Genomic DNA, 26200 nt, shown 5'->3' with positions numbered 1-26200 from the left:
TCACCCGCTGGCACCGTTATGGTGGATTGTGCCAAGCCCGGAAAGGTCGTAGCCGCCGAACTCATCCGCGCGGGTTGCGAACCTTTCCGATTGCAGAAAGCTCAGCAGTTTGAGCATCGGTTCGTCGAAATAGGCCCTGCGCCAGATTGCCAGGTCCAGACGCTCGGAATGCGTAGGAACAAACCCTAGGTCGTAGAGCCCGGCCAGTGCGCCCAGTCCGAAACCCGCTTCGGCCTTGCTGTCGTGCAGGGCAATGGCCAACTCTTCTTCGGTGCGGGCGCAGGTTGGCAGGGTTTCCAAATCGTCACGTGTCATGCCGTGGGCGTCCAGTTGGGCATCGAATAACCTTTGGCTGGCCGCACTGTCCTGACGCAGGATGACACGTCGGCCTTTTAGGTTCGCAAAACCCTGGATATCCGTTACGCCCGGAGCTAACAACAACCCGCGCTGGCGATGCGCAACTTCGAACAGAACAACCGGTGCTTCGCCCAAAGTGTCTCGCAAAGCTCGTATGTTGAAGCCACCGTCTTCGTGGATATGCAACGCCGCTGCCTGGGCGTTGCGGTCACTCAGGCGGGTCAGACCGTCGAACGAACCGTCATAGTACGTCGCCAGACCCGAACCGCTTTCGCGCAACGCCCAGTCCAGCAGCGGATCATGGCTGCCCGCGACAATCGGGGGCAGGGGCGGCTCGGCCACCTTCGGACCGGATCGCGATGCGTTCAGCCAGGCAATCACCTCGGCCCGTGGAAACAGCAGCTTGCCCATGGCGCGCACGCAGGGAACCTCGCCTGATGAGGCCAGATCATAAGCCTTTCGCTCGCCAATGCGCAGCAGGTCGGCCAGTTCTTTGGTGGTTAGATATTCGGACATTCAGTCGAGACGCACAGCCGATCCGGTTCCGGCATCTGCTGCACTGAAATCGATCTGCTCCAGCGCAAATGGCGCGGCGACAGTTATCACTGCCATTACGGCGACAGCTGCGAGAAAGGCTTTCATAGTCTCCTCCGGCTCAGTTTTCCGGTGCCGTTGCACGGCGCAGAAAGGCAATCAGGTCGTCCCGGTCCTGGGGTTGAGTAATCCGTTGCATCGGCATCTTCGACCCTGGGATGTAATGGTCCGGCCCTTCGTCAAACAGAGCGTTTATCGTTTCTTCATTCCAAACGATATCAGAGTCTTGCAGCGTGTCCGAGTAAAAATATCCCGAAAGCGTACCAGCCTTGCGCCCAAACACGCCGTGCAGCGTCGGGCCGGCGCGCCGCTGTCCATCTGGGGTCAGGCTATGGCAGATCGAACATTTGCGGGCAAACTGACGCTCGCCGTTTTCCATTTCCTCGGGGTCTTTTAGAAAGCTTGGCTCAGCAGAAGCCATCTGTTCCTGATCCCCAAGCGCGGTTACAGGCCAGCTATACATGGCCTCATCGATACCGCCTGCGTGCAGATTTTCACCATCCGGAGAAAAGGCCAGCGCCCAGACCGGCCCGCGCAATGTGGCCCGGAAATCCTGCGCGATGCGCCATTCTATAGTGTCGATCACCATGATGTAGCCCTCGCCATCTCCGACAGCCAAAAGGCTACGGTCCGGGCTGAGGGCCAGCGCTAGAATCGGGCGGCGGTCCAGTGTGAAATCGCGTTCGCCCCCGGTCGTTAGATCAACGATGCGGGTGACGCCGTCAACCGCGCCGTACGCGATCCAATTGTCCGCCTCATTCAGAATCAATTCGTTAATGCCAAAGCCGTGCTCGACCAAACGGTCTATTTCCTGCCCGCTGGCTACGTTCCAAAGGCGCAATGACCCGTCAACGCCGCCGGAATAGAGTTGCGATCCATCCGATGAAAACTGCACGGTGTTCACACCGCTGCCGGTCGGGCCAAGTGACATCGGTGTTGCTCCGTCGACGGGCCACACACCGATGGTGCCGTCCCAACTGGCCGTTGCCACATGGGTTTTAGACGCGGCGATACCAACGATCTTGCCTTTGTGCTGACCGACAACCTGACCACCGGGCCATTGGCGCAAGGTGAAGTCGTCTCCGGCGGAGTAGATGGCCGTGCCGTTGAACACCACTGAATTTACAGCTGCTTCGTGGCCCTCCAGCCATTTCGGAGTTTGGCCGGTCCAAACTCCCACCGAGTTGTCAAAGCTGGCTGTGGCGATCCGCCCATCCGGCGCCGTGGCTATTCCCATGATGGGCCCGCCGTGGCCCTTGAGTGTAAAGAACTCGGCCATAGTGGGCAGCGGCACCAACGCCAGCGCCAAAGCGAGCCAGCGCATTTATTCGGCGGGCGAGGCCGCTCCTTCGCTGGCCTCTTTTGCCTGCACCTCTTCCAGCCACAGCGAGTGATGCTCGCGGGCCCATTGCTCTTCTACCTCTCCGGTTCCCATTGCGTCGAACGCACCCTCCATGCCGACCGAACCTAAGTAGATATGAGCTAGAATAATGGCGATGAAGGCGTAGGCGACCATGACGTGCCAGACTTGGGCGTATTGCATTTCCTCCTGCGGGGACATCTGCACCGGCAGGTTCAGGCCCAGCATCTGCGGGATGCCTGTCGCATTTGCGATCGAGAATGTTTTGGCAAACAGCGGCATTTCAAACGGGAACAGCAGCGACAACCCGGAAAGGCTGATCGAGACGCCCAACACGATACAGGCCCAGAAGATGATCTTTTGTCCGGCATTGAATTTCTTGGCCGGGGGATGGCTGCCTTTCGTGAACAGGCCGCCACCGGCGGCGAGCCATTTCAGATCGACACGGTTCGGGATGTTATGGCTGATCCAGTTCACGGTGACGATGATCAACCCCAGCATGAAAGCCCATGCGAGGTTGTTGTGCAGCCATTTGCACCCCTGAGCGATCATTGCGAAGCCCTCTTTCCCGAAGATCGGTATCAGGAAGTCGCGGCCATACAGGGTCAACAGGCCAGTAATGCCCAGGATCAGGAATGACCCGGCAAACAGCCAATGGCCGAACCTTTCAAAACCACCAAAGCGGGTGACCGTGCGGCCGGTCTTTTCGCCGTCGATCCTGATCTTTCCACGGATCAGGAAGAATAGCAGAAGGATGATGAGCATTCCGCCGATGATGTAGCTGCCATATTCGCGCAGCGGACCGGTGCGGAAGTTCAACCACCACATGCCACCGTCCTGAATCAGTACTCCGGCTGCTGGCCCTTTGGACGACACCGTTACGTCCGCTGAACCATAGCGCAGCGCGCGGTAGACATCGCTGTCCGAGGCCACACCGCGCGTACCCAACTGGCCAAGCAAACCTTCAGCGTTGCCCTGGCCGGTATTGTCCGAGCGATAGCTGTCATCCACCTTTTCACCGCGCTGTCGCGCCATGATATCCTCAAGCGTCGTCGCACCCCCGGTTTCCGCCCTGTCAGCCGGGGCAGGGGCTTCGGTTTCACTTGATTGGGCCACAGCGGTCTGGGCCATCGAGAATGTCAGCAGCAATACGGTGAGTAAGCGGAACATCTGAACCTCGGTCAAAATCCCTGTTCAGACGACCCGACGTTGCGGGTCGTCTGTTTGGTTCACGAAGACGGTTTTACCCGTCTTTCTGGTCGTAGGCCGTGCCCCAACCCCAGGCGCCCGAGCCAAACCCGCGCGCCACGACGCGCTCGCGGTAGATGGCCGACACCACGTCACCGTCACCGGCGAGCAGGGCCTTGGTGGAACACATCTCGGCGCAGATGGGCAGTTTGCCCTCGGCGATCCGGTTGCGACCATATTTTGCGAACTCTGCGGTCGAGTTGTTTTCCTCGGGACCACCGGCGCAGAAGGTACATTTGTCCATCTTGCCGCGCGATCCGAAGTTGCCCGCCTGCGGGTATTGCGGCGCGCCGAATGGGCACGCATAGAAGCAATAGCCGCAGCCAATGCACAGGTCCTTGGAGTGCAGGACGACCCCTTCTTCATTCTGATAGAAGCAGTCGACCGGGCACACCGCCATGCAAGGCGCATCCGAACAATGCATACAGGCCACCGAGATCGAGCGTTCGCCCGGGTTGCCGTCATTGATCGTCACCACCCTGCGGCGGTTGATGCCCCACGGCACCTCGTGTTCATTCTTACACGCGGTTACGCAGGCGTTACACTCGATGCAGCGTTCAGCGTCGCAGAGAAACTTTGCTCTAGCCATTCGTCGTCCTCCTTACGCTGCCGAGATTTTGCAGAGAGTACATTTCGTCTCCTGCATCTGGGTCACTGAATCGTAGCCATAAGTCTGGGCGGTGTTGGAACTTTCACCCAAGACATAGGGGTCTGCACCTGCGGGGTATTTGTGCCGCTGGTCCTCGCCCTGGAAATGGCCGCCAAAGTGGAATGGCATGAAGGCCACGCCGGCACCGACCCTGTTGGTCAGCATCGCCATCACCTTGACCTTGCCGCCCTCAGGACCTTCGACCCAGACCTGGCTTCCGTCACGAATGCCAAGGTTGTTGGCATCGCGCGGATTGATCTCGACGAACATGTCTTGCTGCAGCTCAGCCAGCCACGGATTTGACCGTGTCTCATCACCGCCGCCTTCATATTCGACCAGACGACCAGACGTCAGGATTATCGGGTAATCCTTTGAGAAGTCGTTCTTTTGGATCGAAGCATAAAGGGTGGGCAGGCGATAGGCCTGACGGTCCTCGTAGGTCGGATAGTCCGCCACCAGATCGCGCCGCGGTGTATAAAGCGGTTCGCGGTGCAGTGGGATCGGATCCGGGAAGGTCCAGACGACCGCGCGGGCCTTTGCGTTCCCGAAGGGCGCACAACCATGCTCGATCGCGACCCGCTGGATACCGCCGGACAGGTCGGTTTTCCAGTTGGTCTTTGGGCCCGCCACAGCGTCGATCGCCGCGCGTTCCTCGGCGGTCAGATCGCCATCCCAGCCAAGGTCCATCAGCATCTGCATCGTGAATTCGGGATATCCATCCTGAATTTCCGATCCGGCGCTATAGACCCCTTCGGCCAGCAGGTTATCGCCGTCACGCTCCACGCCGAAACGGGCGCGGAATGTCAGGCCGCCTTCGGCCACCGGTTTGGACATGTCATAGAGGTTTGGTGTCCCCGTATGACCCATCTCAGCCGTTCCCCAGCAGGGCCATGGCAGACCATAGTATTCGCCGTCGTTCGGGCCACCGATTGCCTGCAGCGTGGTTCTGTCGAACGTGTGCTGATTGGCCATGTGGCTTTTCAGACGTTCCGGCGACTGACCGGTGTAACCGATGGTCCAGAGGCCCGAGTTGAACTCACGTGTGATGCTTTCAACATTCGGAGTCTCAGCGTCTTCCATCTCGATATTGCGGAAGAACCGATCCGCCCAGCCGAACTTGTTGGCGAACTTGGCCATGATGACCTCGTCCGGCAGGCTTTCGAACAGGGGCTCAACCACCTTGTCACGCCACTGCAACGACCGGTTCGATGCCGTGACCGAGCCACGGGTTTCGAACTGCGTACAGGCGGGCAACAGGTAGACGCCATCGGTGCGGTCATGCAGCACGGCCGAGACAGTGGGATACGGGTCGATCACGACCAGCATGTCCAGCTTCTCCATCGCCGTCTTCATTTCCGTCATCCGGGTCTGTGAATTTGGCGCGTGGCCCCACAGCACCATGGCGCGGACGTTGTTGTCCTGATCCATGTTGGCCGGGTCTTCCAGAACACCATCGATCCAGCGGGAAACAGGGATGCCGCGTTCGTTTTGCAGCGGTTTGTCCTTGCCTTCCTTGTCCTTGATCGTGGCGAACTGGCCAGCGAGCCATTCGGGTTCTTCACCCCAGACCCGTGCCCAGTGACCCCATGCACCTTTTGACAGGCCATAGTAGCCGGGCAGGGTGTGTGACAGAACACCAAGGTCCGTCGCGCCTTGCACGTTGTCATGGCCGCGGAAGATGTTGGTGCCACCACCCGATGTGCCCATGTTGCCCAAAGCAAGCTGAAGCACGCAGTAGGCGCGGGTGTTGTTGTTGCCATTGGTGTGCTGCGTACCGCCCATACACCAGATCACTGTGCCAGGACGGTTGTTGGCCATGGTGCGCGCAACACGCTTCAGCTGCGAACCCGGTGTGCCGGTGACGCGCTCAACCTCATCCGGGTTCCACTTGGCAACCTCTTCACGGATCTGGTCCATGCCCCAAACACGGGTGCGGATGAACTCTTTGTCCTCCCAGCCGTTATCGAAGATGTGCCACAGGATGCCCCAGATCAGCGCGACGTCTGTGCCGGGACGGAACCGCACATACTCATCCGCATGCGCCGCAGTGCGCGTAAAGCGCGGGTCGCAGACGATCAGCGGCGCGTTGTTCTGCTCTTTCGCGCGCAGAACGTGCAGCAGCGAGACGGGGTGCGCCTCGGCCGGGTTGCCGCCGATGATGAAGATGGCCCGAGAGTTATGGATGTCGTTGTACGAATTTGTCATGGCGCCGTAGCCCCATGTATTCGCAACACCCGCAACGGTGGTCGAGTGGCAGATACGGGCCTGATGGTCCACGTTGTTCGTACCCCAATAGGCGGCGAACTTGCGGAACAGATAGGCCTGTTCGTTGTTATGCTTCGCGGAACCCAGCCAGTACACGCTGTCCGGTCCGGATTCTTCGCGGATGCTCATCATGCCGTCGCCGATCTCGTTGATCGCCTCTTCCCAGCTGATGCGCTTCCACTCGCCGCCTTCCTTTTTCATCGGATATTTCAGGCGGCGCTCGCCGTGGGCGTGCTCTCGGACCGAAGCCCCCTTGGCGCAATGTGCACCCAAGTTGAACGGGCTATCCCAACCGGGTTCTTGCCCGATCCAGACGCCATTCTGCACTTCGGCGACGACCGTACAGCCGACCGAGCAGTGGGTGCATATGGATTTGATGTTTTCGACAGCTTGATTTGCGGCTGTCTGGGCGCTGGCTGGCGTCACGGTTCCACCCGTGGCGCTGATCGCGGCCAAACCGCCGATCGTCAGGCCCGAGCCACGCAGGAATGCGCGGCGATCGACGGTTTTTTCGCCGACCTGGGACAGGATACTTGTCCGCTGGGGGCGTCTCGCAACCCCGTTGGTCTTTTTCCTAAGCATTTCGTTCCTCCCTTGCTCGCCATGTAAGCCATGGCTGGCTTGGTACTTCTGGTGCCGACGTCAGGGCCAATCGCAACCGTCAGTCGGGTGTGACGTCGTCCGGTTCAGAACCGGGCGCTGTCGAGGTAGGCGCGGGTATGCGCAGTGTCCTGAATGCGGGTCTCATCCGTCGGCAGCTCTGCTGCCTCGGACTTTCCGCTCAGGCTGGCGGCGGCAACAGCAGCGGGCGCTGCGGTTCCGGCCAGTTTCAGGAAGTCGCGGCGGGTTGCGCCTTCTTCCTTGGTCTTGCTCATGGGGTCCTCCTTTCCCATTTGCAGTTTGACGCCTTTAGCGGGCGTCGGCGAATGACAGCGGTTCACGCTGTCGTCATTCGAAAGGCTTCGCGCTCGATTTCCATGAACACCCGACCGGCGGTGCCGATCGAGGCATAGAGAACCGAGTTCTCAGCGCCTTCCAAATCTGAATAAAAATGCGTGGCCCAGGGGCCGATATGTTTGCTCCAGAACGCTTTCTGGTCCTCAAGTGGTGCCGGTGTGCCAAAGCGACCGACGATCATGCCAGCCATCATCTCCATCAGTGAGGCGATGTTGTCTTCAGGCTCAAACACGTTCTGAGCGCGGGTGATACCGCGCGCAGCCATGTCATTGCGCAGTTGCGCCAGCGGTTTCTCGTTCAGGAACCCGGTCAGGTAGAAACTGGCATAGGGAAGCAGCTCGCCACGTCCCAAACCGATAAAAAGCGCGTTGAATTCGCGCTCTGCTGCTGCGGGTTTGGTCACTTTGGCAACGCGCGCCATGGCCTGAATGGCCTGACCCAGATCCGTGTCGTCGCCGGTCAGGCCAGACACCTGATCCAGCAGCATATGATCGGGCGGGGCTGCCAGTAGCAGCCCAAGAAAGTTGTAGAAATCCGCGCGCAGGCGATCCTCGGCCGAGACATCAATCTGTTGCGCTTCGCTTGCGGTCATCAGGTCATCCTTCAAATTCAAATTTCATACGGCGCGGGGCAGGGGCAACTTCAGCCTCCTCTGATGCGTCCGCCGGTGTGTCTGCCTCAGCCACCAAAACAGGCTCGGGTGTGGGATCTGTGGGTGCCTCAGGTTCCTCTGGCGGCACATCCCTTTCAGGCGTTTCCTCGGCGTCGTTCTCTGCCTCAGCGGCCAGAGCCTCGACATGCGCCAGCATACCCTTGCCAACCTGATAAGCGGTCTGGAGGTTTTCGATCACGCAAGCCGCATCCGTGTAATCCTCGCCATAGTCCACCAGGCCATCGACATTGGCCAACACCGGGTTCAGCCGCCAAAGCCGCCGCAATGCACGGCGGCGCAGCCGGTCAGGGACCGCTTTGGCCATGAAACCAGAGACATCGTCACCGGCCTGGAGCTGATCGGGGTCAGGAAGGTTGAATTCGGCCAGTATCTCGGCATCGCTCTTCTCTTCCAGCTTCGACTGTTGGACGGCAATAGCTTGTTCCTCGGCCGTGATAATCTCGGCCTCGGCTTCCGCCTGAACGGCGGCTTTGCGGCGGGACCAGAAATCGCGGGCTTCGGTCATTGCACGATCCTCCGCGGGGCGCGGTAGACGTCTGACTCCTGCCGGATACGCGCATCTCCCTTGCCGTCCTCTACAAGGTCGGTCCGTTTCTTATCGCGGCGGCGTTTGATGAAGACTTCTTCCCGGTGGTGTTCCAGCGCGAAATCCCGAACCCAGGCGATCAAGCCTTCGGTCATTGGAATTTTCTCGACGATCTCTTCGCCAGTATCCGCGTAATCCTGCCCTTCGAACGGAGATGCCGTGACCAGCACGGCGTTAAGGGGCTGGTCGCCCTTCAGCTCATCGCGCAGAACCAGATAGATGGAAGGTTGCCCGTCAGAGAGGTTGACCATGTAGGCTTCACTCTCATCCGCCCACAATGTCAGGGGGAGTGTGGCGGCGTGGTACTCGACAGCTTCGCCCTCGCGCCGCATCTCAAGCCAATCCGCAGGACCCGCACCGGGCAGGACGGCAACGGCACGCCAGTTCCATTTTGCCCAGCGGGTTACACCGGGTGTTTTGCGCACAACGACGCCTATCGGCATTTCTACCTGACTTGCGGCCTTGGCCACTGGCTCCTCCCCGAAAGACGCTCCCCTGTCTTTCCTCGGGTCCACTATGGTACACAAAGCGCTTAGGTGCCAAGCCCGAGCCTTACGACCTTAGTCGTAGGCCGGGGTAGCATATTCGTGATTTCATCGTGCAGATGCCTGTGTTTCTTAGACAAGACAGGCATTTGCGCGAGCAATCGCTCCGCTTTGCCAAAGGGTTTACATTGCCGCGGGCGGGATACAGCCTACGATGCGGAGAGACGGAGACTTTTCGGGGGAGGATTATGAGCACCAAACTACTGCTATGCGATTGCGCTGGGTCTCAGCCTCTGAATGCCGAGGAAATTGCCTCAGCCTGCGGGGCCGAATGCACGAAAGTTCACACTGCGCTTTGCACACGCGAACTGGAGCTGGCGGCGGCGTTAATGCAGGACGGAGACGCCATCATCGCCTGCGGGCAGGAACAGGACACGTTCCAGGCGCTTGCCGAAGAGCTGAATGTCGAAGCCCCCGGGTTTGTCGATCTGCGTGACCGGGCAGGTTGGTCCGAGCAAGGCGCGGACGCGACGCCCAAAATGGCGGCGTTGGCGGCGGAGGCTATTTTGCCGCAACCTGTCACGCCCAGCGTTGATGTCTTTAGTGAAGGGACTTGTTTGATCATTGGTCCCGGCGAAATTGCCTTTAGGCTTGCTGATCGTTTGTCGGACACACTCGCGGTGACGGTACTGGTCACCGATGAAACCGAGCCGATGTCGCGTGCATTTGACGTTGTGCGGGGGCGTATCAAAGCGCTCAGCGGGGCGCTGGGCGGGTTTACCTTGCAGCTAGACGCGTTTCAGCAACTTGAGCCCGGCGGGCGCGGCGCGTTTTCCTGGGCCGATTCAAAGGACAAGGCGCGTTCGGCCTGTGATATTGTTCTCGATCTGACTGCGGGAACGCCTTTCGTGCAGGCCCCGGCCAAACGAGAAGGGTACTTGCGGGCCGATCCAAAGGACGCTCTGGCCGTGGAACGACTGGCCTTTGAAGCGGCTCAACTGGTCGGAACCTTTGAAAAGCCGTTGTATGTGCGGATGGAAGAAACGCTGTGTGCCCATTCGCGCGCCGAGAAGGTCGCCTGTACGAACTGCCTGGACATCTGCCCGACCGGAGCTATCACACCAGCTGGCGAACACGTAGAGATCGACCCGATGATCTGCGCTGGCTGTGGCGAGTGCGCTGCGGTTTGTCCCTCGACAGCGATCACTTACGAGGACCCACCGGTATCGGCGTTGCTGTCGCGCTTGCATATTCTCGCACGCACTTACCGGCGTGCGGGTGGGACTGCGCCGCGGCTGTTGGTGCACGACGCCCACGGGGCCGAAATGATCCGTCTGGCGGCTCGTTTTGGGCGTGGTTTGCCTGCGGATGTAATCCCTCTGGAATTGAACGTGATTTCTGGCTTTGGCCATGCTGAGATGCTGGCCGCTCTGGCTCATGGCTTCGCGCGCGTAGATGTCCTGCTGGCTCCGACGACCGAGCGTGACGCGCTGGATCGTGAACTGACGCTGGCGCAAGCAATAGCTGCGCCGAATGCTCTTGGCCTCGTTGACGAGGCTGATCCGGACGTCATGTCCGACATTCTATACACGCAGGACGTCCCAAAGCCTTTGCCTGACCCGGTTCTGCCCTTAGGCAATCGTAGACAGATCGCGCGGCTGGCGGCGCAAGCTTTGAACCCGGGCATTGAGGCACCTTTGCCGCTGCCGGAAAACGCACCCTACGGCGCAATTGCGGTAAATACGGATGCCTGCACCCTGTGCCTCAGCTGTGTGTCGCTGTGCCCGTCGGGCGCGCTGATCGATAATCCGGATAGGCCGCAGCTGAACTTCCAGCAGGATGCCTGTCTGCAATGCGGGTTGTGCAAAGGTATTTGCCCCGAGGATGCTATCGCACTTGTTCCGCAGTTTGATCTGAGCGACGCAGCCCTGTCTCAGCAAGTCCTGAACGAAGAAGAACCGTTTGCCTGCGTGGAATGCGGGGCCTTGTTCGGCGTGAAATCGACAGTCGAACGGATCATGGAAAAGCTGTCGGGCACGCATCCGATGTTTGCAACCTCGGACAAAGCGCGGATGATCCAGATGTGTGACAACTGCCGTGTGAATGCGCAGTTCCAGCAACAGGACAATCCGTTCCAGTCCAACCCGAAACCTCGCGTCGTCACGACCGAGGACTACTTCTCAAAACGAAAGGATCATTGAAGCTGCAGTGGCGCACCCAAGTCCGCCGCGCTAATGACCGAGACAAAGGCCAGAATGGCCTCGAGGTCTTCCAGCGTCATCTCGACCGGGTATATGGGCGACGGGCGCTGAGGATCAAACGGAGGGGTCAGACCGTCAATCTGCGTGAAGGCGGGATGGGGATTCAGGGCAAAGAAGGCCTCGAACCGTTCCGACCAATCAGGCATGGCGCGCAGGACCGCGAAAGACGGTGTCGAGCCCAGGCCGTTCATCCGGTTTTTTGGTCCGATAACGTGGCACCTGCCGCAATGGGTCATCGACAGTTCCTCGCCACGCAGGGCATCGCCGTCGATCACCGTTTCGGTTTCCGCAGCCGCGACATCGAAACTGGCTGAGAATGGCTCGCCCTGATCCGGTGCAAAGCTTTCAACCGTCCGTTTGCCGATATCGGACAGCAGCCAGTCGCGGAATCGTTCATGTTTGGCGTCGTCTTCGATCCGCAGATGATAGATCACACCATCGCGGGCAAAGACGGGATCACCCGGAGGGGCGGATTCCAACATCAAAACCCCCGCGTCATCTGCAATAACCCGTATCCCGGTCTTGAGTGAAAAGCGTGGAAGAATATGTTGCAACAGGCCAGAGGCCGTAACTTCATCAGGCGCATTAAGACCAATTGCCTCTTGCGACCAAGAGGGGGTAGTAGAGAGCGTCAGGCTCAGGCACAAAAGGACAACGCGCATGCCGCAGCCTAACGGCACGGCACCAAATGCGTCAAATGAACTGAATGAGACGGAGACACATGCAATGAGCGGCAGCCACAGCTTGTCGATACGCAGAGCCCTAACAGCCGGGTTCCAAAAGGAGAAATACGCATGAGTGTTCGTGACGCAGTTCTGGCGAACCTGAGAAAGATCACCGATCCTGTCTCCGGACAGGACATCGTAAGCGCCGGTGTTGTCCGAGCACTGAATGTCGAAGGCGACACGGTGCGCTTTGTGCTGGAGATCGATCCGAAGCAGGCCGAGCGGATGGAACCTGTTCGTGCAGCAGCTGAGCAAGCCGCCCAAATGGTCGAAGGTGTCGACAAGGTCTCGGCCATGCTGACCGCGCATTCCGAGAAGGCACCGCCGGATCTGAAGCCCAAGCCTAAACCCTCGCAGACCGGCCCGCAGGCCGTCCCCGGCGTAGACCGGATTATCGCGGTCGCTTCAGGTAAGGGCGGCGTTGGCAAGTCTACCGTGTCGGCCAACCTCGCCTGCGCTTTGGCTGCCGAAGGTCGCCGGGTCGGTCTGTTGGATGCCGATGTCTATGGCCCGTCGCAACCTCGGATGCTGGGCGTCTCGGGCCGTCCGGCCAGCCCGGATGGGAAGACAATCCTGCCTTTGCGCAACCACGGCGTGACCATGATGTCGATGGGCCTTATGACCAATGAAGGACAGGCGGTTGTCTGGCGCGGTCCGATGTTGATGGGCGCGTTGCAACAGATGATGAACCAGGTGCAGTGGGGTGCGCTGGACGTGCTGATCGTCGACTTGCCACCGGGCACCGGTGACGTGCAACTGACGCTGAGCCAGAAGTTCAAGGTGGACGGTGCCATCGTTGTCTCGACCCCGCAGGATGTCGCACTGATCGACGCCCGCAAGGGCATCGACATGTTCAACCAGCTGAAGACGCCGATTGTCGGGATGATTGAGAACATGTCGACGCATATTTGCTCGAACTGTGGGCATGAGGAACATGTGTTCGGCCACGGCGGCGTCGCATCCGAGGCCGAGGCGCTGGGCGTTCCTTTGCTGGGTGAAATCCCGCTGCACCTGGATATCCGTGTGGCGGCAGACGGTGGCGCGCCGATTGTGGTCAGCAAACCCGATAGCCCGCAGGCAGAGTCCTTCCGCAAGATCGCCCGTGACATGATTACTAAGGGTAACGCATGAGCGAGCCGGTCTTCCCCCCTTTGCTGACGGGTCACCCGGTGCAAGGCGGGGAAGACCCGTTCGAGCGCGCGCAGGCGATGGCCGCGCTGGGCTGTGATGCGGGGACAGTAGTCTACAATATTCAGGCAGATCGCTTGCGTGTTGCTATCGTCTTTGCACCCGAGGTCCCCTTGCAGGACGCGATGGCGATGATGCCGCTCTGTGCTGTCGGGTTTCAGAACGCTCTGGGCGCGTTGGCACCGCCAGAGGTTGCGGTCCACCTGGGCTGGGAAGGGCTGATTTGTGTCAACGGCGCGAAGTGCGGCATGTTTCACGGTGCGGCCTCAAGCTCTGATCCGCAGGCAGAGCCCGACTGGCTGGTCGTCGGTTGGGAGCTTGCCCTGCTGCAAACCAACGAAGCGCCGGGAGAAACGCCGGATGTCACCGCCCTGTATGACGAGGGCTGTGCGGACGTTTCGGCAACCCAGCTTGTTGAAAGCTGGTCACGACATATGCTCACATGGCTCAATCGCTGGCAGGAGGACGGCAACGCCCCGTTACACGCCGAATGGATGGGCCTTTTGAACGGTGTCGGAGAGCCATACGGAGAAACAGGCGTGTTCCTGGGAACGGACGAGCGGTTCGGGATGTTGATCCGTTCCGGGTCTGAAACACAGCTTCGCCCGCTGACGGAATTGTTGGAGAACGGATAATGAAACTAGCCCGCGCAATTCATTTCGATGAGAGCGATTTGAATGTGTTCCACTCTCCGGCCCGTACCGGCGAGTGGTGCATTTCGGGCGGTTTCGAGTTTTCCAACTGGGGTGAGGGCGATCTGGAAGGTAAAGCGCGACAGGCGTTTTCAAATGGCTGGTTAGGGGTCGAAACATTCGGGCGCGTGACATTTGTCGCGGTCACGCAGGTTGAGCCTGCTGAACTAGACGGAATTACCCAGAACCTGGCCGAGCACTTTGTGCAGTTCTACGGCGCACCCTCGGTTGAGGCCGCCATGGACGTCGCGCGCGCAGAGGTCGCACATATGTCCGAACTGTGTGAAGAGCACGGGCCAAATACTCTGCTGACCGTGGCTCGGGATCTGTCCGATGCCGGGGTGCGCGAAGCCTTCCGCGTTATCACGCCGCAAGAAACTCAGCTTGAAGCCCTGGCCGTCCATGGGTCGCTGGACGAGTAGACGTCAGATCAGATCCGCAAAGCCGCCGAACTGGCCGCGCTTGAAAATCAGGCCTTTCCCGGTGCGGTACATGACCTCCTGGACCTCGCCGACAAGGATCAGGTGATCTCCTGCATCATGGCGGGCGTGTACCTGACAATCGAACCGGGCCAGGCAACCGGATAGTCGAGGCCGACCCGCTGAATCGTGCGCCCAGTCGGCGTGCGAAAAGTCCTTGCCGTCTCGAGCGAACTTCAGGGCCTGTTCCTGCTGATCCTGCGCCATCACGTGAATCGAGTAATGCTGGCTGGCATTGAAATCGTCGAACCGGTTGGATTCTTTCGCCAAGCACCACAACACAAGGGGCGGGTCCAATGAGACTGAAGCGAAGGAGTTGACAGTGATAGCCCGTGGTCCCTGTGCAGTGTTCGTGGTGATCACCGTCACACCGGTGCCGAAACACCCCAACGCTTCGCGAAATGCGATGCTTTGATCCGGAGTTGGGGTAAAGTGTTTTTCCGTCATTGCGCGTTCATCCCGTGGCCGCGCCTGAGGTGCCACGGCGCGCCGGGATTGTCCATGAAAACCTAAGTTCGGATTGCGTGTTTTCCAGCTTAGTTCAGGTCTTCCAACAGACGGCCATGTTGACGTGTTGCCTCGATAACCAGACCAAAGGTCGTCATTCCGCGCGCCTGCAGCATCGGCAGCATTCTGACCAACGCCTCGGCGGTCGCGACAGCATCCCCCAGTGCCGTATGGCGCAGATCTTCAGGAATGGTGACACCCAGCCTCTCGCACAAAGCGTCCAACGTGTGTTTGTCGCTTGCGCCGAACAGGACTGCGGACAGCAGCACCGTGTCCAGAATTGGATGGTTCCATTCGACATTCATGCGTTTTGCATGTCGGCGCAGAAAGGCCATGTCAAAGGGAGCATTGTGGGCCACGATCACGGCGTCACACGCAAACTGGTGCAAAACGCGACCGGCCTCGGCGATGTCGGGCGCGCCCTGAACCATCCGGTCGCTGATCTTGTGCACTTTGGTCGAGGCGGTCGGGATAGGGATGCCGGGGTTGACCAGCAGGTCCAACCGCTCGCCGTCGACGATGCGCCCGTTGACAACCCGGACGGCTCCGATCTGAACGATTTCGTCCTTGTGAGGCAGCAGGCCCGTGGTTTCGGTGTCAAACACGACAAAACACAAATCCCGCAGGGCAAGACTTTCAAAGGCGTCATCGCTGGCCGCGCTCAGCAGGTTGAAGTCGTAGACCAAGGGCCGGGCCGCTTCGGGCGCGATATTGGCCGCACTGTCTTCGAAAATCAGCATGTATCCCGGCGCATCCCCCAGCGGTTTCAGACGCGCGCTGTAGCTTTGTGTGCCGTCGATGCTGGTCAGGGTGCAGGCGACCTCAAGACCGGTTTTCGCCAGTTTTGCGTATGCGTCCTCCAGCGGGCCAGGCTGCAGGTATTCAAAAAGTGACGCGTTCAGGCGTGGGTGTGCTATCTGCGCCAGAACTTCGGCAGACTGACTATCGTACAAAACGATTTTATGGGTCGGGCTGGCCAGCAGCATCGCAACCGGGATGTCTGTCAAAAGGGCAGTCAGTCGCTTTTTTTCGGCCGCGAGATGCGCGGTTTCTTCGGCGACGGCCTGTGCCACATCCATTGTTTTGTCTGACAGCTGGTCTGCCAGTCCGGCCGCTGCAGGGGCCAAGTCGCCCAGATATCGCGCGGCCTGCACGTCCATTTCAGTGCTGACGCCCGCATGCGCCCGCGCCCGGAGTTGGGCTGAAATTCTTTCGATTGGCTTGGCGACGTTGTCATCAAACAAAAGCCAGACCGCGGCTATCAGGGCCAGAAAGCCGAAAGCCATCACGATTTCGGCAAAGACGAATGCGTTGGCCAATTCAGGGTTCGCGGCGCGCCGATAGCTGATCCACAAGGCCAGTGTGCTGACGGCAAGCGACCCCACAGCCAGAAGGCAGAAGAACAGAAAGATGCGCAGGCGCAGGCTCAACCGGGTCAACACGTTACACTCCGCAGGTTGCCTCGACGATCGGGTCGTTGGCGGTGACGTCGATCCAGTCTGCGTTCAACAGGCGGCCGTCATCACCAAATTCGGCTCCATCCGCAAGGTTTGCGCGGCTGAACTCCTTGCAGTTGACGACCACCGGCAGTTTCGAAACCGGAGCCCAACGACCGAAGAAATACAGATCAACCAGCCGTTGTTCGGGTACTTGTTCGTTGGTACGCACGGAACCTGCATCAATGGCGGCAAAGCGGTCGACGAAGGGCACGGCATAGGTCCAGGGGCGGTAGAAGGCGCGGCTTTCGACCTCTTGGATAACGGTCATGCCTTCGGGAAGAGCGTCGCGCGTCCGGTCGTACCACGAATATTCGCTGGCAATTGTCACGCCGATCATGCCCAGCCCAGCAGCGACAGGGGTTATCCAGCGGGGCAGGCGGCCACCGGTAAGCTTGTTCAGCAACATTACGATACCGGCAAAGGCGAAGCCTGCAAAAATGGTGCCGATCAGTTCCAGAAACATGATGTCTCTCCGTATTTCAGGCGCTTCCGCCGGTCTTGATTTGCCGGACCTAGCCCAGCATTCCTTTGCCGTGACCCACTGCAGATTGCATGGTCTTTACCACAACGAACGCATCCCGAAGATGGCTTCTCTCAAAGTCCGATAGGTCTGAAGGAGGCAGGAAATTGTCTGGTTTTTGGTCTGCTTTTACAAGCCTGACCTGATGCTCCAAACGGGTTTCGGCAATCAGATCATAGGCATCCAGCAAATCCCGCGCGCCAGAGGGGCTAAGGATGTTGGCGGCTCCTGCGGCTTTCAGCCGGGCACTTGTATTGGCTTCAGTTAACTGGCCCTGCAGGCTATAGATGCGCGCAAGATCGACCACCGGCACCACGCCGTTGTGCTTGAGGTCCAGTGTGTTGCGATGCTCGCCGGAACGGATCGTGGCAATCCCGCGCAACAGGCCCAGCGGAGGCGTGTGTTTCAGTGAATTCGAGATCATATGCGCGACAAAGATCGAGTTTGCATTGGCCGCTGCCAGCGTTTCGGCCTGCAGATCGTCGAACAGGTGAAAGGCCCCCCCGATCGGGCGCAGATCGAACATGACCGAGGCCAACATCTGTGCCTCGGGGTCGGGTTTGGCGATCCAGCCGCTGAAGTAATCGCGCCAGACGCGCACCGGCTGGCACCACCGCGGATTGGTCGCCATCATATCGCCCGGGCAATAGAAGTATCCGCAGGTGTCGAGACCGTCCGAGACAAACTTTGCAAGGTCCGTGAAGTAACTCATGTCTGCATCGGTCACGCTGTCATCCAGCATCAGGCAATTGTCCTGATCCGAGACGCCGGTCTGTTCCTGCCGCCCTTGCGATCCGCAGGCCAGCCACAGGTAAGGAACGGGTGGGGTGCCCAGCTTGTCCTCGGCCAATGAAAGCAGACAGCGGGTGGCCGTGTCTGCGATGTCGGTAATCAGGCGTGTTACGATTTCATGCCGGTTTCCCGCAGCTACCAATTGCACCAGAAGTTGAGGGATTTCAGCGGTCACAGCCGCCATTTGATCCGCCGAAGACGCTTGTGCAATCCGACGGACCAGCTCTGCCGAGTTTACCGCCTGATAGTGCGTCAGATCCGTCTGCGTCACGATGCCGACCAGACGACCACCCTCGCTGATCGGAATGTGACCGATTCCGCGTTCCATCATCACGTGAAGAACGTCCGAGCCGATATCGGATGGCGACAGGGTGATCGGGTGTGCCGTCATGATCGCTGAGATCGGCGTGTCGGCGGGCATGCCATTGGCCACGAATTTGCCTGAGATATCCCGCAGCGTTGCAATGCCCAGTAGGTCGTCCGCCTCAGTGACACACAAGGATGAAATGTGCTTGTCGCGCATCATCCGGGCTGCTTCCTGAACTGATGTGCCCGGCGGGCAAGTGGCCGGGTTATGTGCCATCAGAACGTCGATGGCGCTGGTGGCAAGGCTCTGTGGACCGGACCGGTTCGATCGGGTCCGGTTGAAGAATTTCGAAACGACCTCGTGTCCGTCAATGAGCTGACGCACCAGATCAGGGGGCAACACCAGCAACACGGATGGCGTATGCGCCCGCGCTTTGGTCGCGGCCTTGCCGTCTTTCAGCAGGCCGCGCTCTCCGAACGAGTTCCGTAGGCCAAGATGGGACACGACCGCGTCGTTCTCATCGGTAATCTCAACTTGCCCCTCGTAGATCACAAAGACGCCGGGCAGGGTATGTCCCAATTCGTACACGGGAAAGTCCTCGTCGACCTCCCATACCTCGATCTGCTTTGCGACCTGATCCAGTGTTTCCGGAGGCAGCGCGTCATAAGGATGTACGGATTTTAGAAACCGGGTGATCTGGTCATAGGACAGGGGCATCAGTCACTCCTTGGTTTCTGGTTTAAAAATCCCGCCCGGTGGAGTTCCGGGCGGGAGCAGTAGATCGAAAAACGCGGCGCATGGAAGTTAACCATATGCCGCATCATGCTCATTTATTCTGAGCTGCGCCTGCGCCACGGGGAATACGCACGCTTTCGACCAATTCGACGATCTCTGGCGGAGTCTCTTTGGTCATTCCGGCGACGACGTAAGCAACGCCGAAGTTGATCATCGCACCGATGGCGCCGAACGAGGTCGACTTGATCGGACCCAGCAGCGGGTCAGCATCGGTGAACGAGTTGGTGCCCGGAATGAATAGCCAGCCTTTGTGCAGGAAGATGTAGACCAGCGTCACGGTCAGACCGGCCAGCATACCAGCAACAGCACCGGTGTTGTTGATGCGGGTCGAGAAGATCCCCATCATCAGCGCCGGGAAGATCGAGGCAGCCGCCAGACCAAAGGCAAGTGCCACGGTTTGCGCCGCAAAGCCCGGTGGGTTCAGACCCAAATAGGTTGCAACAACGATGGCTACAGCCATGGCGATACGAGCGGCCAGCAGTTCACCCTTTTCAGAGATTTGCGGGTTGATCGCACCTTTGACAAGGTCGTGGGACACCGCCGACGAGATCGCCAGCAGCAGACCCGCAGCGGTCGACAGAGCAGCCGCAAGACCACCGGCAGCGACCAGACCGATCACCCAACCGGGCAGGCTGGCAATCTCGGGGTTGGCCAGAACTAGGATGTCACGGTTGAAGTTAGTGAACTCATTCCCGTTCCAACCTGCAGCTGCAGCACGTTCCGAAATCGAGTCGGCTCCGTCATTATAGTACTGGACTTTTCCGTCTCCATTCTTGTCCAGGTGGTTCTGAATTGCACCGGATTCCAAATAGCCGTTGATTTCTTGGGCAACTTCTTCTGCGCCACGACCATTCGCTTGAACGAACACGCTATCGCCGTCTTTGGTGCGCAATGACAAAGTAGCCTGTGGATTCTCGGTAAGAAATTCGGCGGATTCTTCGGGGGCTTTAGGTGCAAAACCAAGCAGGCCGGTTTTCTGCCACGTTTGCATCCAGTCGTAACGCGGATCATTGTCGATATCTTCGACCGAAACTGCACCACCTTCGATGCCACCGTTGGGCCACATCATGTCGGTGATGTTCAGACGCGCCATTGCGCCAACCGCAGGGGCAGTCAGGTACAGCAGAGCGATGAAGACCAGCGTCCAGCCAGCGGACCAGCGTGCGTCCGACACTTTCGGCACGGTGAAGAAGCGCATAATCACGTGCGGCAGACCGGCAGTACCGATCATCAGCGACAGCGTGAACAGCACCATGTTCAACGTGTTCGAGTGGTGCGCCGTATACTCGGCAAAGCCCAGTTCGGTCACGATCGCGTCCAGCTTGGTCAGCAGAGGCTCACCGCTGGCGGTATCGCTGAACAGACCCAGCGCCGGAACCGGCGTACCGGTCAGCTGCAGCGAGATGAAGATCGCCGGGATGGTGTAGGCGGTGATCAGCACGCAGTACTGAGCGACCTGAGTATAGGTCACGCCCTTCATCCCACCGAACACTGCGTAGGCAAACACCACACAGGCACCGATCAGCAGGCCAGATGTGTTCGACACCTCAAGGAAACGACCAAACGCCACGCCAACGCCGGTCATCTGACCGATAACGTAGGTCACCGACGCTACGATCAGACAGATCACCGCAACGACGCGTGCGGTCTGGCTGTAGAAACGGTCGCCGATGAATTCCGATACGGTGTATTTGCCGAACTTACGCAGGTACGGCGCAAGCAGCAGAGCCAGCAGAACGTAGCCGCCGGTCCAACCCATCAGGAAGGTCGAGTTGTCATAGCCGGTAAAGGCAATCAGGCCCGCCATCGAGATGAACGAGGCCGCAGACATCCAGTCTGCCGCAGTCGCCATACCGTTGGTGACCGGGTGAACGCCGCGACCGGCGGCGTAGAATTCGGATGTGGAACCCGCGCGGGCCCAGATCGCGATGCCGATGTACAGCGCAAATGACGCGCCGACAAACAGCAGGTTAATGGTAAACTGGTCCATTCTGCTTACTCCTCATCCACGCCGTATTCAGCGTCCAGCTTGTTCATGCGCCAGGCGTAGTTGAAGATCAGCACCAGGAAGACCAGAATTGATCCCTGCTGGGCGAACCAAAAGCCCAGGTCGGTGCCGCCGACTTCGATACCAGACAGTAGTGGACGCAGCAGAATGCCGAATCCAAAAGACACCAGCGCCCAGATCACGAGGCTGATGTAGATGAGACGCAGGTTCGCCTGCCAATAGCCCTTGTCGGCTTCGGCAGTCTGCGCGGAGTTTGTTGATTGATCCGCCATTGCGGGTTCCTCCTTCGCTTCCTCCTTGGGCGACCCTTTGTCCAAATCCTCCAGCGCGCGGGGCCGCTTTTCGTAATGCCGAATGCCGGCGTGGCATCAGGCAAGACTTCTCCGGTCCGCCAGGGCGGGTCCATTGAAGTTTTCCTTTAGGAATTGGGCCCTTATTCAGGGTGGGCCGTCCTCCCTTAGTTCATCGCGTCGCTGACGATCCTTTCCAGATTGCCTGCGATGTCTTCGATATTGCCCATGGCGTTCAGGCCTTTCAGAACGCCATGGTCTTGGTAATAAGTAATCAGCGGCGCGGTTTGCGCGTGATAAGCCGCCAGACGCGAGGCAACCGTCTCAGCGTTGTCATCGGCACGGCGCTTGAACTCGGTGCTGCCGCACTTGTCACATACACCCTCAACCGTCGGGACCTTGAACGTATCGTGATATCCTTCGCCGCACCCGGCGCAGGTGTATCGGCCCGAGATGCGGGTCACCATTTCGGCGTCTTCGACCTCGAGGCTGATGGCCGCGTTGATTTTCTGCCCGGTCTCCGAGAGTAGCGCGTCCAGCGCCTCGGCTTGAACCGTGGTGCGCGGAAAGCCGTCCAGAATAACACCCTTGGCGCAATCGGGCTCGGCCAGTCGATCGCGAAGGATGGCGATGACGATCTCGTCGCTGACCAGATCGCCGGCTTCCATGACGGCCTTCGCGGCTTTGCCAGCCTCTGTCCCAGCCGCAACAGCCGCACGCAGCAGGTCGCCGGTGCTGAGTTGAACCAGTCCGAACTTGTCTTCAAGCATCCGCGCCTGCGTTCCCTTCCCGGCGCCCGGAGGGCCGAGAAGGATGAGAACGGCGGGAGATATGGTCGTGGCAGCGTCCATCATATCCTCACTTGTTCGCACGGTTTTCGATCAGGTCTTCGACCACCGACGGGTCGGCGAGCGTCGAAGTATCACCCAGAGAGCCAAAGTCGTTCTCGGCAATCTTACGCAGGATACGGCGCATGATCTTGCCCGAGCGGGTCTTCGGCAGACCGGGGGCCCACTGGATCACATCAGGCGATGCAATCGGGCCAATCTCAGTCCGAACCCAGGTGCGCAGCTCTTTCAGCAGCTCATCCGAAGGCTCACGGTCATTCATCAAAGTGACATAGCAATAGATGCCTTGTCCTTTGATTTCATGGGGATAGCCGACCACGGCGGCCTCGGCTACAGCGGCATGTGCGACCAGAGCGCTTTCGACCTCGGCCGTGCCCATGCGATGGCCCGAGACGTTGATCACGTCGTCAACACGGCCAGTGATCCAGTAGTCACCATCCTCGTCACGGCGGCAGCCGTCACCGGTGAAGTAGTAGCCTTTGTAATCTGAGAAATAAGTCTTCTCGAACCGCTCGTGATCGCCCCAGACGGTGCGCATCTGGCCGGGCCAGCTGTCTTTGATGCACAGAACGCCCTCGACGCCATTGCCGCTGATCTCGACGCCAGATTGTGGGTCCAGAACGACGGGCTGAATACCAAAGAACGGCTTCATGGCTGAACCGGGTTTCATCGCGTGGGCGCCGGGCAGGGGGGTCATCAGGTGACCGCCGGTTTCGGTCTGCCACCAGGTGTCCACGATCGGGCAATTGCCCTTGCCGACGACCTCGTTGTACCAGTTCCATGCTTCGGGATTGATCGGTTCGCCCACGGTGCCCAGCACCTTCAGGTCGCTCAGGTCGCACTTTTCGACAAACTCATTACCCTGACCCATCAGGGCGCGGATCGCAGTCGGAGCCGTATAAAACTGGTTCACCTTGTGCTTTTCGCAAACCTGCCAAAAGCGGCTGGCGTCCGGGTAGGTTGGAACACCTTCGAACATCAGCGTCGTCGCACCGTTGGCCAGCGGGCCATAGACGATATAGCTGTGACCGGTGACCCAGCCCACGTCAGCGGTACACCAGTAAACATCGCCGTCGTGGTAATCGAACGTGATTTCATGCGTCATCGAGGCATAAACCAGATAGCCGCCGGTGGTGTGCACCACGCCCTTGGGCTGACCGGTCGAGCCAGAGGTGTAAAGGATGAACAGCGGATCTTCGGCGCTCATCTCGGCAGGCGCGCAGTAATCGTCCGCCTCCAGCGCCATTTCGTTGTAGTCATAATCGCGACCGCCGATCCAGGTGGTCTGACCACCGGTACGCTTGACGACCAGACACTTCACGGTGTCCTTACAGTGCAGCAGGGCGGCATCCGCGTTGGATTTCAGCGGGGTTTTGCGGCCGCCGCGCGGTGCTTCGTCGGCGGTGATGACGACCTTGGCGTCGCAGCCATTGATCCGAGCGGCCAATGCGTCGGGGGAGAAACCCGCGAAAACGATGGAGTGGATCGCACCGATCCGCGCACAGGCCAACATGGCATAGGCGGCTTCGGGGATCATCGGCAGATAGATCACGACCCGGTCGCCTTTGCGTACGCCCATCGATTCCAGAATGTTGGCCATCCGGCAGGTGCGACGGTGCAGCTCGGCATATGTGATGTGCTGCGCTTCGTCATTTGGATCATCCGGTTCCCAGATGATGGCGGTCTGATCGCCGCGGGTCTTCAGGTGGCGGTCCAGACAGTTTGCAGAAACGTTCAGCGTGCCGTCTGCATACCAGTTGATTCTGACCGAACCGAAATCATAGCTGACATCCTTGACCTGCGTGTAGGGTTTGATCCAGTCCACCCGCTTGCCTTGCTCATCCCAGAACGCCATGGGGTCGTTGATGGAGGCCGCATACATCTCATTGTATTTTTCAGCGTTGACATGTGCGCGGGCTATAGTGTCGGCGGACGGCGGAAAGGTCTTGGCATCTGCCTGGGCAGCGGTTGTCATTCTGAGGCTCCTCCCTCTGGACTATATTGAACTGAGCCGATTTTGCCTGCTGAACCGGCAATGTCGACCCATATCCTCCCTGCTGGCCATAATACGGAGGGTTGAAAACAATGAAATAAATTACAGAAAACTCAGGATTAGTTTGTAAATTTGTTTCGGTTCAATCGGTGTATTTGTAAAAAATTGGTGAAGAGATTGTAAAAATAGAATAAAAACAAATACATGTGTGTAACGATTTTGTCAGCTTGTTCAGGCGGTCGACGACGAACAAATGGGTATTCAGAACTCATCTTTGAGTTGTTAGCGTATGACGGTTCCTTTTGCCGTCGACTGGGATTGTTGTCCGGGGGTTGGCACATACCGATGTTGGCGCTAGCTTTGAGCACAAGCGCCTCGGCAAGGGGGTGCAACAAAGGGAGAAATCATTATGAAAAAGATGTTGAGCGGCGCCGCTGTGGCCGCTTTGGGCGTTGCGTTCGTGTCCGAGGCCGCCGCAACAGAGTGGAATGCGTCAGTCTGGGGCAAGCGCCGCGCATTCACCGAGCATGTTGAAAAACTCGCGGAACTGGTCAGCGAAAAGACCAATGGCGATTTCACCATCAACGTCAGCTATGGCGGCCTGTCCAAGCCGCGCGAAAACCTGGATGGTATTGAAATCGGTGCTTTCGAAATGGCGCAGTTCTGTGCCGGGTATCACCGCGACAAGAACCGCGCGATCACCGTACTTGAGCTGCCGTTCCTTGGCGTCAGCAATCTTGATGAAGAGGTCGCGGTCAGCCACGCTGTTTACGATCACCCCGCTGTCAAAGATGAGATGGCGCAGTGGAACGCCCGCATCATCATGACCTCGCCGATGCCGCAGTATAACCTGGTTGGCACTGGCGAGCCGCGCGATGAACTGGCCGAGTTCGAAGGGATGCGCGTCCGCGCCACGGGTGGTCTGGGTCAGGCGTTCGAAGCTGTAGGTGGTGTGCCGACATCGGTGCCTGCGACCGAAGCGTTCAACGCGATGGAATCCGGTGTTGTCGACACAGTGGCCTTCGCCCAGCACGCGCACCTGTCCTTTGGCACGATCAACGAAGCCGATTGGTGGACAGCCAACCTGAACCCCGGCACCGTCAACTGCCCGGTTGTGGTCAATATCGACGCCTATGAAGCATTGCCTGCTGAGCATCGCGAAGCGCTGGATAGCTCGATCGACGAAGCGATTGATCACTATCTGGCCAACTACGGCACCTTGCTGGAGCAGTGGGACGGTGTTCTGTCCGAAAAAGGCGTTGAAAAAGTGCAGATTGAAGATGCGGTAATCGCCGAGTTCCGCACAAAGGCTGCTGACCCGATCCGCGAACAGTGGATTTCAGACATGTCCTCTCAGGGTCTTCCCGCGCAAGACCTCTATGATCTGGTCCAGTCCACTCTGGAACAGCAACGCAGCGGTAACTAATCGCGAAATCCGGGTGCCCATCGGGGCGCCCGGACAACAATCAAAATACAGGGGAACACCGGAATGGCAGGACAGGCCACGGTGCTTGAGGACAACAGCCTTCTGAGTTCGCTGGATCGTAAACTGCTGAGGTTGGAGCGTTTTCTGGCTCTGATCAGCGGCCTTGCCGTGTTTGGGCTTATGGTTCTGGCCGTTGTCTCCGTCAGCGGTCGCAATGCAATCAACGCGCCATTGCCGGGATATGTCGACTGGATCGAACAGGCGATGCCACTGATTGCGTTTCTGGGGATTTCCTATGTTCAGCGCGATGGCGGTCACATCCGGATGGATATTGTAATCTCGCGCCTGCACGGGCGGGCACTGTGGCTGTTCGAGCTGATCTCGGTCCTGCTGATCCTTGTGCTGATGCTGGCGCTGGTCTGGGGCAGTTGGTCCCACTTTGACCGCTCGTTCGACTTTGGCGCGCCGATGTGGAGCCGTGACAGTTCGATTGATATTGGCATTCCGCTCTGGCCTGCCAAGCTGCTGGCGCCGGTGGCGTTCTCGGTTCTTTGTTTGAGGCTGCTTCTGCAGGTTTGGGGCTATGGTCGTGCCTTGATTCTGGGCATCGAAAGCCCGGTTGCGGTGCCTCTGATACAGGACGCGGCCGCACAAGCTGCCGCCGAAGCCGAGCAATTCGAAGGGCAGGACTAGCAC

The 26200-nt window shown here is 59.0% G+C and carries 25 protein-coding genes; 6 read left to right on the top strand and 19 right to left on the bottom strand.

Translation table 11 applies throughout. The features are described 5' to 3' along the window. The 10 genes from MHN28_RS08000 to MHN28_RS07960 form a co-directional block, all read right to left on the bottom strand. On the bottom strand, positions 1-873 hold the full coding sequence (locus MHN28_RS08000; RefSeq protein ID WP_239337791.1) for a helix-turn-helix transcriptional regulator: 873 nt from the start codon (positions 871-873) through the stop codon (positions 1-3). After that, positions 874-999, bottom strand: coding sequence for a hypothetical protein (locus MHN28_RS24825; RefSeq protein WP_255732248.1), 126 nt, complete (start codon positions 997-999; stop codon positions 874-876). 13 nt (positions 1000-1012) lie between these two features. Next, complete coding sequence (locus MHN28_RS07995) at positions 1013-2275, bottom strand: c-type cytochrome (RefSeq protein ID WP_239337790.1); 1263 nt, start codon at positions 2273-2275, stop codon at positions 1013-1015. Then, positions 2276-3481, bottom strand: a complete 1206-nt coding sequence (locus MHN28_RS07990) for a formate dehydrogenase subunit gamma (protein ID WP_239337789.1) — start codon at positions 3479-3481, stop codon at positions 2276-2278. It lies immediately after the preceding gene. A gap of 73 nt (positions 3482-3554) precedes the next feature. Next, positions 3555-4148 (bottom strand): formate dehydrogenase FDH3 subunit beta, encoded by a 594-nt coding sequence (gene fdh3B, locus MHN28_RS07985; protein ID WP_058273836.1) that lies wholly within the window; start codon positions 4146-4148, stop codon positions 3555-3557. Between the two features lie 12 nt (positions 4149-4160). Next, a complete protein-coding gene (locus MHN28_RS07980; protein ID WP_239337788.1) occupies positions 4161-7055 on the bottom strand; it encodes a formate dehydrogenase subunit alpha in 2895 nt (964 codons plus the stop codon). 104 nt (positions 7056-7159) lie between these two features. Further along, a complete protein-coding gene (locus MHN28_RS07975) occupies positions 7160-7348 on the bottom strand; it encodes a ubiquinol-cytochrome c reductase iron-sulfur subunit N-terminal domain-containing protein (protein ID WP_239337787.1) in 189 nt (62 codons plus the stop codon). A gap of 62 nt (positions 7349-7410) precedes the next feature. Next, positions 7411-8022 (bottom strand): molecular chaperone, encoded by a 612-nt coding sequence (locus MHN28_RS07970; RefSeq protein WP_239337786.1) that lies wholly within the window; start codon positions 8020-8022, stop codon positions 7411-7413. Between the two features lie 4 nt (positions 8023-8026). Next, a complete protein-coding gene (locus MHN28_RS07965) occupies positions 8027-8608 on the bottom strand; it encodes a DUF3306 domain-containing protein (RefSeq protein WP_239337785.1) in 582 nt (193 codons plus the stop codon). Beyond that, positions 8605-9159 carry a DUF3305 domain-containing protein gene (locus tag MHN28_RS07960; RefSeq protein WP_239337783.1) on the bottom strand — a complete coding sequence of 185 codons (555 nt, stop codon included), beginning with the start codon at positions 9157-9159 and terminating at the stop codon, positions 8605-8607. The genes MHN28_RS07965 and MHN28_RS07960 overlap by 4 nt, the downstream gene beginning before the upstream one ends. A 263-nt stretch (positions 9160-9422) precedes the next feature. Here MHN28_RS07960 and MHN28_RS07955 point away from each other — a divergent pair, with 263 nt between their 5' ends. Continuing rightward, complete coding sequence (locus tag MHN28_RS07955; RefSeq protein WP_239337781.1) at positions 9423-11375, top strand: 4Fe-4S binding protein; 1953 nt, start codon at positions 9423-9425, stop codon at positions 11373-11375. Here the strand turns inward: MHN28_RS07955 and MHN28_RS07950 are convergent. After that, positions 11369-12097, bottom strand: a complete 729-nt coding sequence (locus MHN28_RS07950) for a cytochrome c (RefSeq protein ID WP_239337780.1) — start codon at positions 12095-12097, stop codon at positions 11369-11371. The genes MHN28_RS07955 and MHN28_RS07950 overlap by 7 nt on opposite strands. A gap of 132 nt (positions 12098-12229) precedes the next feature. Here MHN28_RS07950 and MHN28_RS07945 point away from each other — a divergent pair, with 132 nt between their 5' ends. The 3 genes from MHN28_RS07945 to MHN28_RS07935 are packed head-to-tail and all read left to right on the top strand — an operon-like array spanning position 12230 to position 14462. Then, complete coding sequence (locus MHN28_RS07945; protein WP_239337779.1) at positions 12230-13291, top strand: Mrp/NBP35 family ATP-binding protein; 1062 nt, start codon at positions 12230-12232, stop codon at positions 13289-13291. Further along, positions 13288-13983 carry a biotin/lipoate--protein ligase family protein gene (locus MHN28_RS07940; RefSeq protein WP_239337777.1) on the top strand — a complete coding sequence of 232 codons (696 nt, stop codon included), beginning with the start codon at positions 13288-13290 and terminating at the stop codon, positions 13981-13983. The genes MHN28_RS07945 and MHN28_RS07940 overlap by 4 nt, the downstream gene beginning before the upstream one ends. After that, a complete protein-coding gene (locus MHN28_RS07935) occupies positions 13983-14462 on the top strand; it encodes a DUF6505 family protein (protein WP_239337775.1) in 480 nt (159 codons plus the stop codon). Before MHN28_RS07940 ends, MHN28_RS07935 begins: the two co-directional genes overlap by 1 nt. 3 nt (positions 14463-14465) lie before the next feature. Here the strand turns inward: MHN28_RS07935 and MHN28_RS07930 are convergent, their stop codons facing one another. From MHN28_RS07930 to acs, 8 genes are all read right to left on the bottom strand, one after another. After that, positions 14466-14966: a flavin reductase family protein gene (locus tag MHN28_RS07930; protein WP_239337774.1), complete on the bottom strand. Its 501-nt coding sequence runs from the start codon at positions 14964-14966 to the stop codon at positions 14466-14468. Between the two features lie 89 nt (positions 14967-15055). After that, positions 15056-16468, bottom strand: coding sequence for a 3'-5' exonuclease (locus MHN28_RS07925; RefSeq protein ID WP_239337773.1), 1413 nt, complete (start codon positions 16466-16468; stop codon positions 15056-15058). 1 nt (position 16469) lies between these two features. Beyond that, positions 16470-16988 (bottom strand): hypothetical protein, encoded by a 519-nt coding sequence (locus MHN28_RS07920; RefSeq protein ID WP_239337772.1) that lies wholly within the window; start codon positions 16986-16988, stop codon positions 16470-16472. 49 nt (positions 16989-17037) lie between these two features. Next, positions 17038-18861 carry a DUF294 nucleotidyltransferase-like domain-containing protein gene (locus MHN28_RS07915; protein WP_239337771.1) on the bottom strand — a complete coding sequence of 608 codons (1824 nt, stop codon included), beginning with the start codon at positions 18859-18861 and terminating at the stop codon, positions 17038-17040. Between the two features lie 109 nt (positions 18862-18970). After that, on the bottom strand, positions 18971-20929 hold the full coding sequence (locus tag MHN28_RS07910; RefSeq protein WP_239337769.1) for a sodium:solute symporter family protein: 1959 nt from the start codon (positions 20927-20929) through the stop codon (positions 18971-18973). Positions 20930-20934: 5 nt separating this feature from the next. After that, entirely contained in the window at positions 20935-21219 is a 285-nt protein-coding gene (locus tag MHN28_RS07905; RefSeq protein WP_239337767.1) for a DUF4212 domain-containing protein, read from the bottom strand. 185 nt (positions 21220-21404) lie between these two features. Next, positions 21405-22088, bottom strand: coding sequence for an adenylate kinase (locus MHN28_RS07900; protein WP_239338172.1), 684 nt, complete (start codon positions 22086-22088; stop codon positions 21405-21407). A 7-nt stretch (positions 22089-22095) separates the two neighbouring features. Further along, a complete protein-coding gene (gene acs / locus MHN28_RS07895; RefSeq protein WP_239337765.1) occupies positions 22096-24060 on the bottom strand; it encodes an acetate--CoA ligase in 1965 nt (654 codons plus the stop codon). Positions 24061-24487: 427 nt separating this feature from the next. Between acs and dctP the strand changes: the two genes are divergently transcribed. Further along, entirely contained in the window at positions 24488-25504 is a 1017-nt protein-coding gene (gene dctP / locus MHN28_RS07890) for a TRAP transporter substrate-binding protein DctP (protein WP_239337763.1), read from the top strand. 63 nt (positions 25505-25567) lie between these two features. Further along, positions 25568-26197 carry a TRAP transporter small permease gene (locus tag MHN28_RS07885; protein WP_239337760.1) on the top strand — a complete coding sequence of 210 codons (630 nt, stop codon included), beginning with the start codon at positions 25568-25570 and terminating at the stop codon, positions 26195-26197. The last annotated feature ends 3 nt before the right edge of the window (positions 26198-26200 follow it).

It is taken from the genome of Ruegeria sp. Ofav3-42, assembly GCF_022347725.1.
GTDB lineage: Bacteria > Pseudomonadota > Alphaproteobacteria > Rhodobacterales > Rhodobacteraceae > Ruegeria.
This window is presented reverse-complemented; position numbering and strand designations above follow the sequence as displayed.

Bases quoted from the DNA above. Each gene is read 5' to 3' on its own strand.
- MHN28_RS08000 (WP_239337791.1), bottom strand. From the start codon at position 873: ATGTCCGAATATCTAACCACCAAAGAACTGGCCGACCTGCTGCGCATT.
- MHN28_RS24825 (WP_255732248.1), bottom strand. From the start codon at position 999: ATGAAAGCCTTTCTCGCAGCTGTCGCCGTAATGGCAGTGATAACTGTC.
- MHN28_RS07995 (WP_239337790.1), bottom strand. From the start codon at position 2,275: ATGCGCTGGCTCGCTTTGGCGCTGGCGTTGGTGCCGCTGCCCACTATG.
- MHN28_RS07990 (WP_239337789.1), bottom strand. From the start codon at position 3,481: ATGTTCCGCTTACTCACCGTATTGCTGCTGACATTCTCGATGGCCCAG.
- fdh3B (WP_058273836.1), bottom strand. From the start codon at position 4,148: ATGGCTAGAGCAAAGTTTCTCTGCGACGCTGAACGCTGCATCGAGTGT.
- MHN28_RS07980 (WP_239337788.1), bottom strand. From the start codon at position 7,055: ATGCTTAGGAAAAAGACCAACGGGGTTGCGAGACGCCCCCAGCGGACA.
- MHN28_RS07975 (WP_239337787.1), bottom strand. From the start codon at position 7,348: ATGAGCAAGACCAAGGAAGAAGGCGCAACCCGCCGCGACTTCCTGAAA.
- MHN28_RS07970 (WP_239337786.1), bottom strand. From the start codon at position 8,022: ATGACCGCAAGCGAAGCGCAACAGATTGATGTCTCGGCCGAGGATCGC.
- MHN28_RS07965 (WP_239337785.1), bottom strand. From the start codon at position 8,608: ATGACCGAAGCCCGCGATTTCTGGTCCCGCCGCAAAGCCGCCGTTCAG.
- MHN28_RS07955 (WP_239337781.1), top strand. From the start codon at position 9,423: ATGAGCACCAAACTACTGCTATGCGATTGCGCTGGGTCTCAGCCTCTG.
- MHN28_RS07950 (WP_239337780.1), bottom strand. From the start codon at position 12,097: ATGCGCGTTGTCCTTTTGTGCCTGAGCCTGACGCTCTCTACTACCCCC.
- MHN28_RS07945 (WP_239337779.1), top strand. From the start codon at position 12,230: ATGAGTGTTCGTGACGCAGTTCTGGCGAACCTGAGAAAGATCACCGAT.
- MHN28_RS07940 (WP_239337777.1), top strand. From the start codon at position 13,288: ATGAGCGAGCCGGTCTTCCCCCCTTTGCTGACGGGTCACCCGGTGCAA.
- MHN28_RS07935 (WP_239337775.1), top strand. From the start codon at position 13,983: ATGAAACTAGCCCGCGCAATTCATTTCGATGAGAGCGATTTGAATGTG.
- MHN28_RS07930 (WP_239337774.1), bottom strand. From the start codon at position 14,966: ATGACGGAAAAACACTTTACCCCAACTCCGGATCAAAGCATCGCATTT.
- MHN28_RS07920 (WP_239337772.1), bottom strand. From the start codon at position 16,988: ATGTTTCTGGAACTGATCGGCACCATTTTTGCAGGCTTCGCCTTTGCC.
- MHN28_RS07915 (WP_239337771.1), bottom strand. From the start codon at position 18,861: ATGCCCCTGTCCTATGACCAGATCACCCGGTTTCTAAAATCCGTACAT.
- MHN28_RS07910 (WP_239337769.1), bottom strand. From the start codon at position 20,929: ATGGACCAGTTTACCATTAACCTGCTGTTTGTCGGCGCGTCATTTGCG.
- MHN28_RS07905 (WP_239337767.1), bottom strand. From the start codon at position 21,219: ATGGCGGATCAATCAACAAACTCCGCGCAGACTGCCGAAGCCGACAAG.
- MHN28_RS07900 (WP_239338172.1), bottom strand. From the start codon at position 22,088: ATGGACGCTGCCACGACCATATCTCCCGCCGTTCTCATCCTTCTCGGC.
- acs (WP_239337765.1), bottom strand. From the start codon at position 24,060: ATGACAACCGCTGCCCAGGCAGATGCCAAGACCTTTCCGCCGTCCGCC.
- dctP (WP_239337763.1), top strand. From the start codon at position 24,488: ATGAAAAAGATGTTGAGCGGCGCCGCTGTGGCCGCTTTGGGCGTTGCG.
- MHN28_RS07885 (WP_239337760.1), top strand. From the start codon at position 25,568: ATGGCAGGACAGGCCACGGTGCTTGAGGACAACAGCCTTCTGAGTTCG.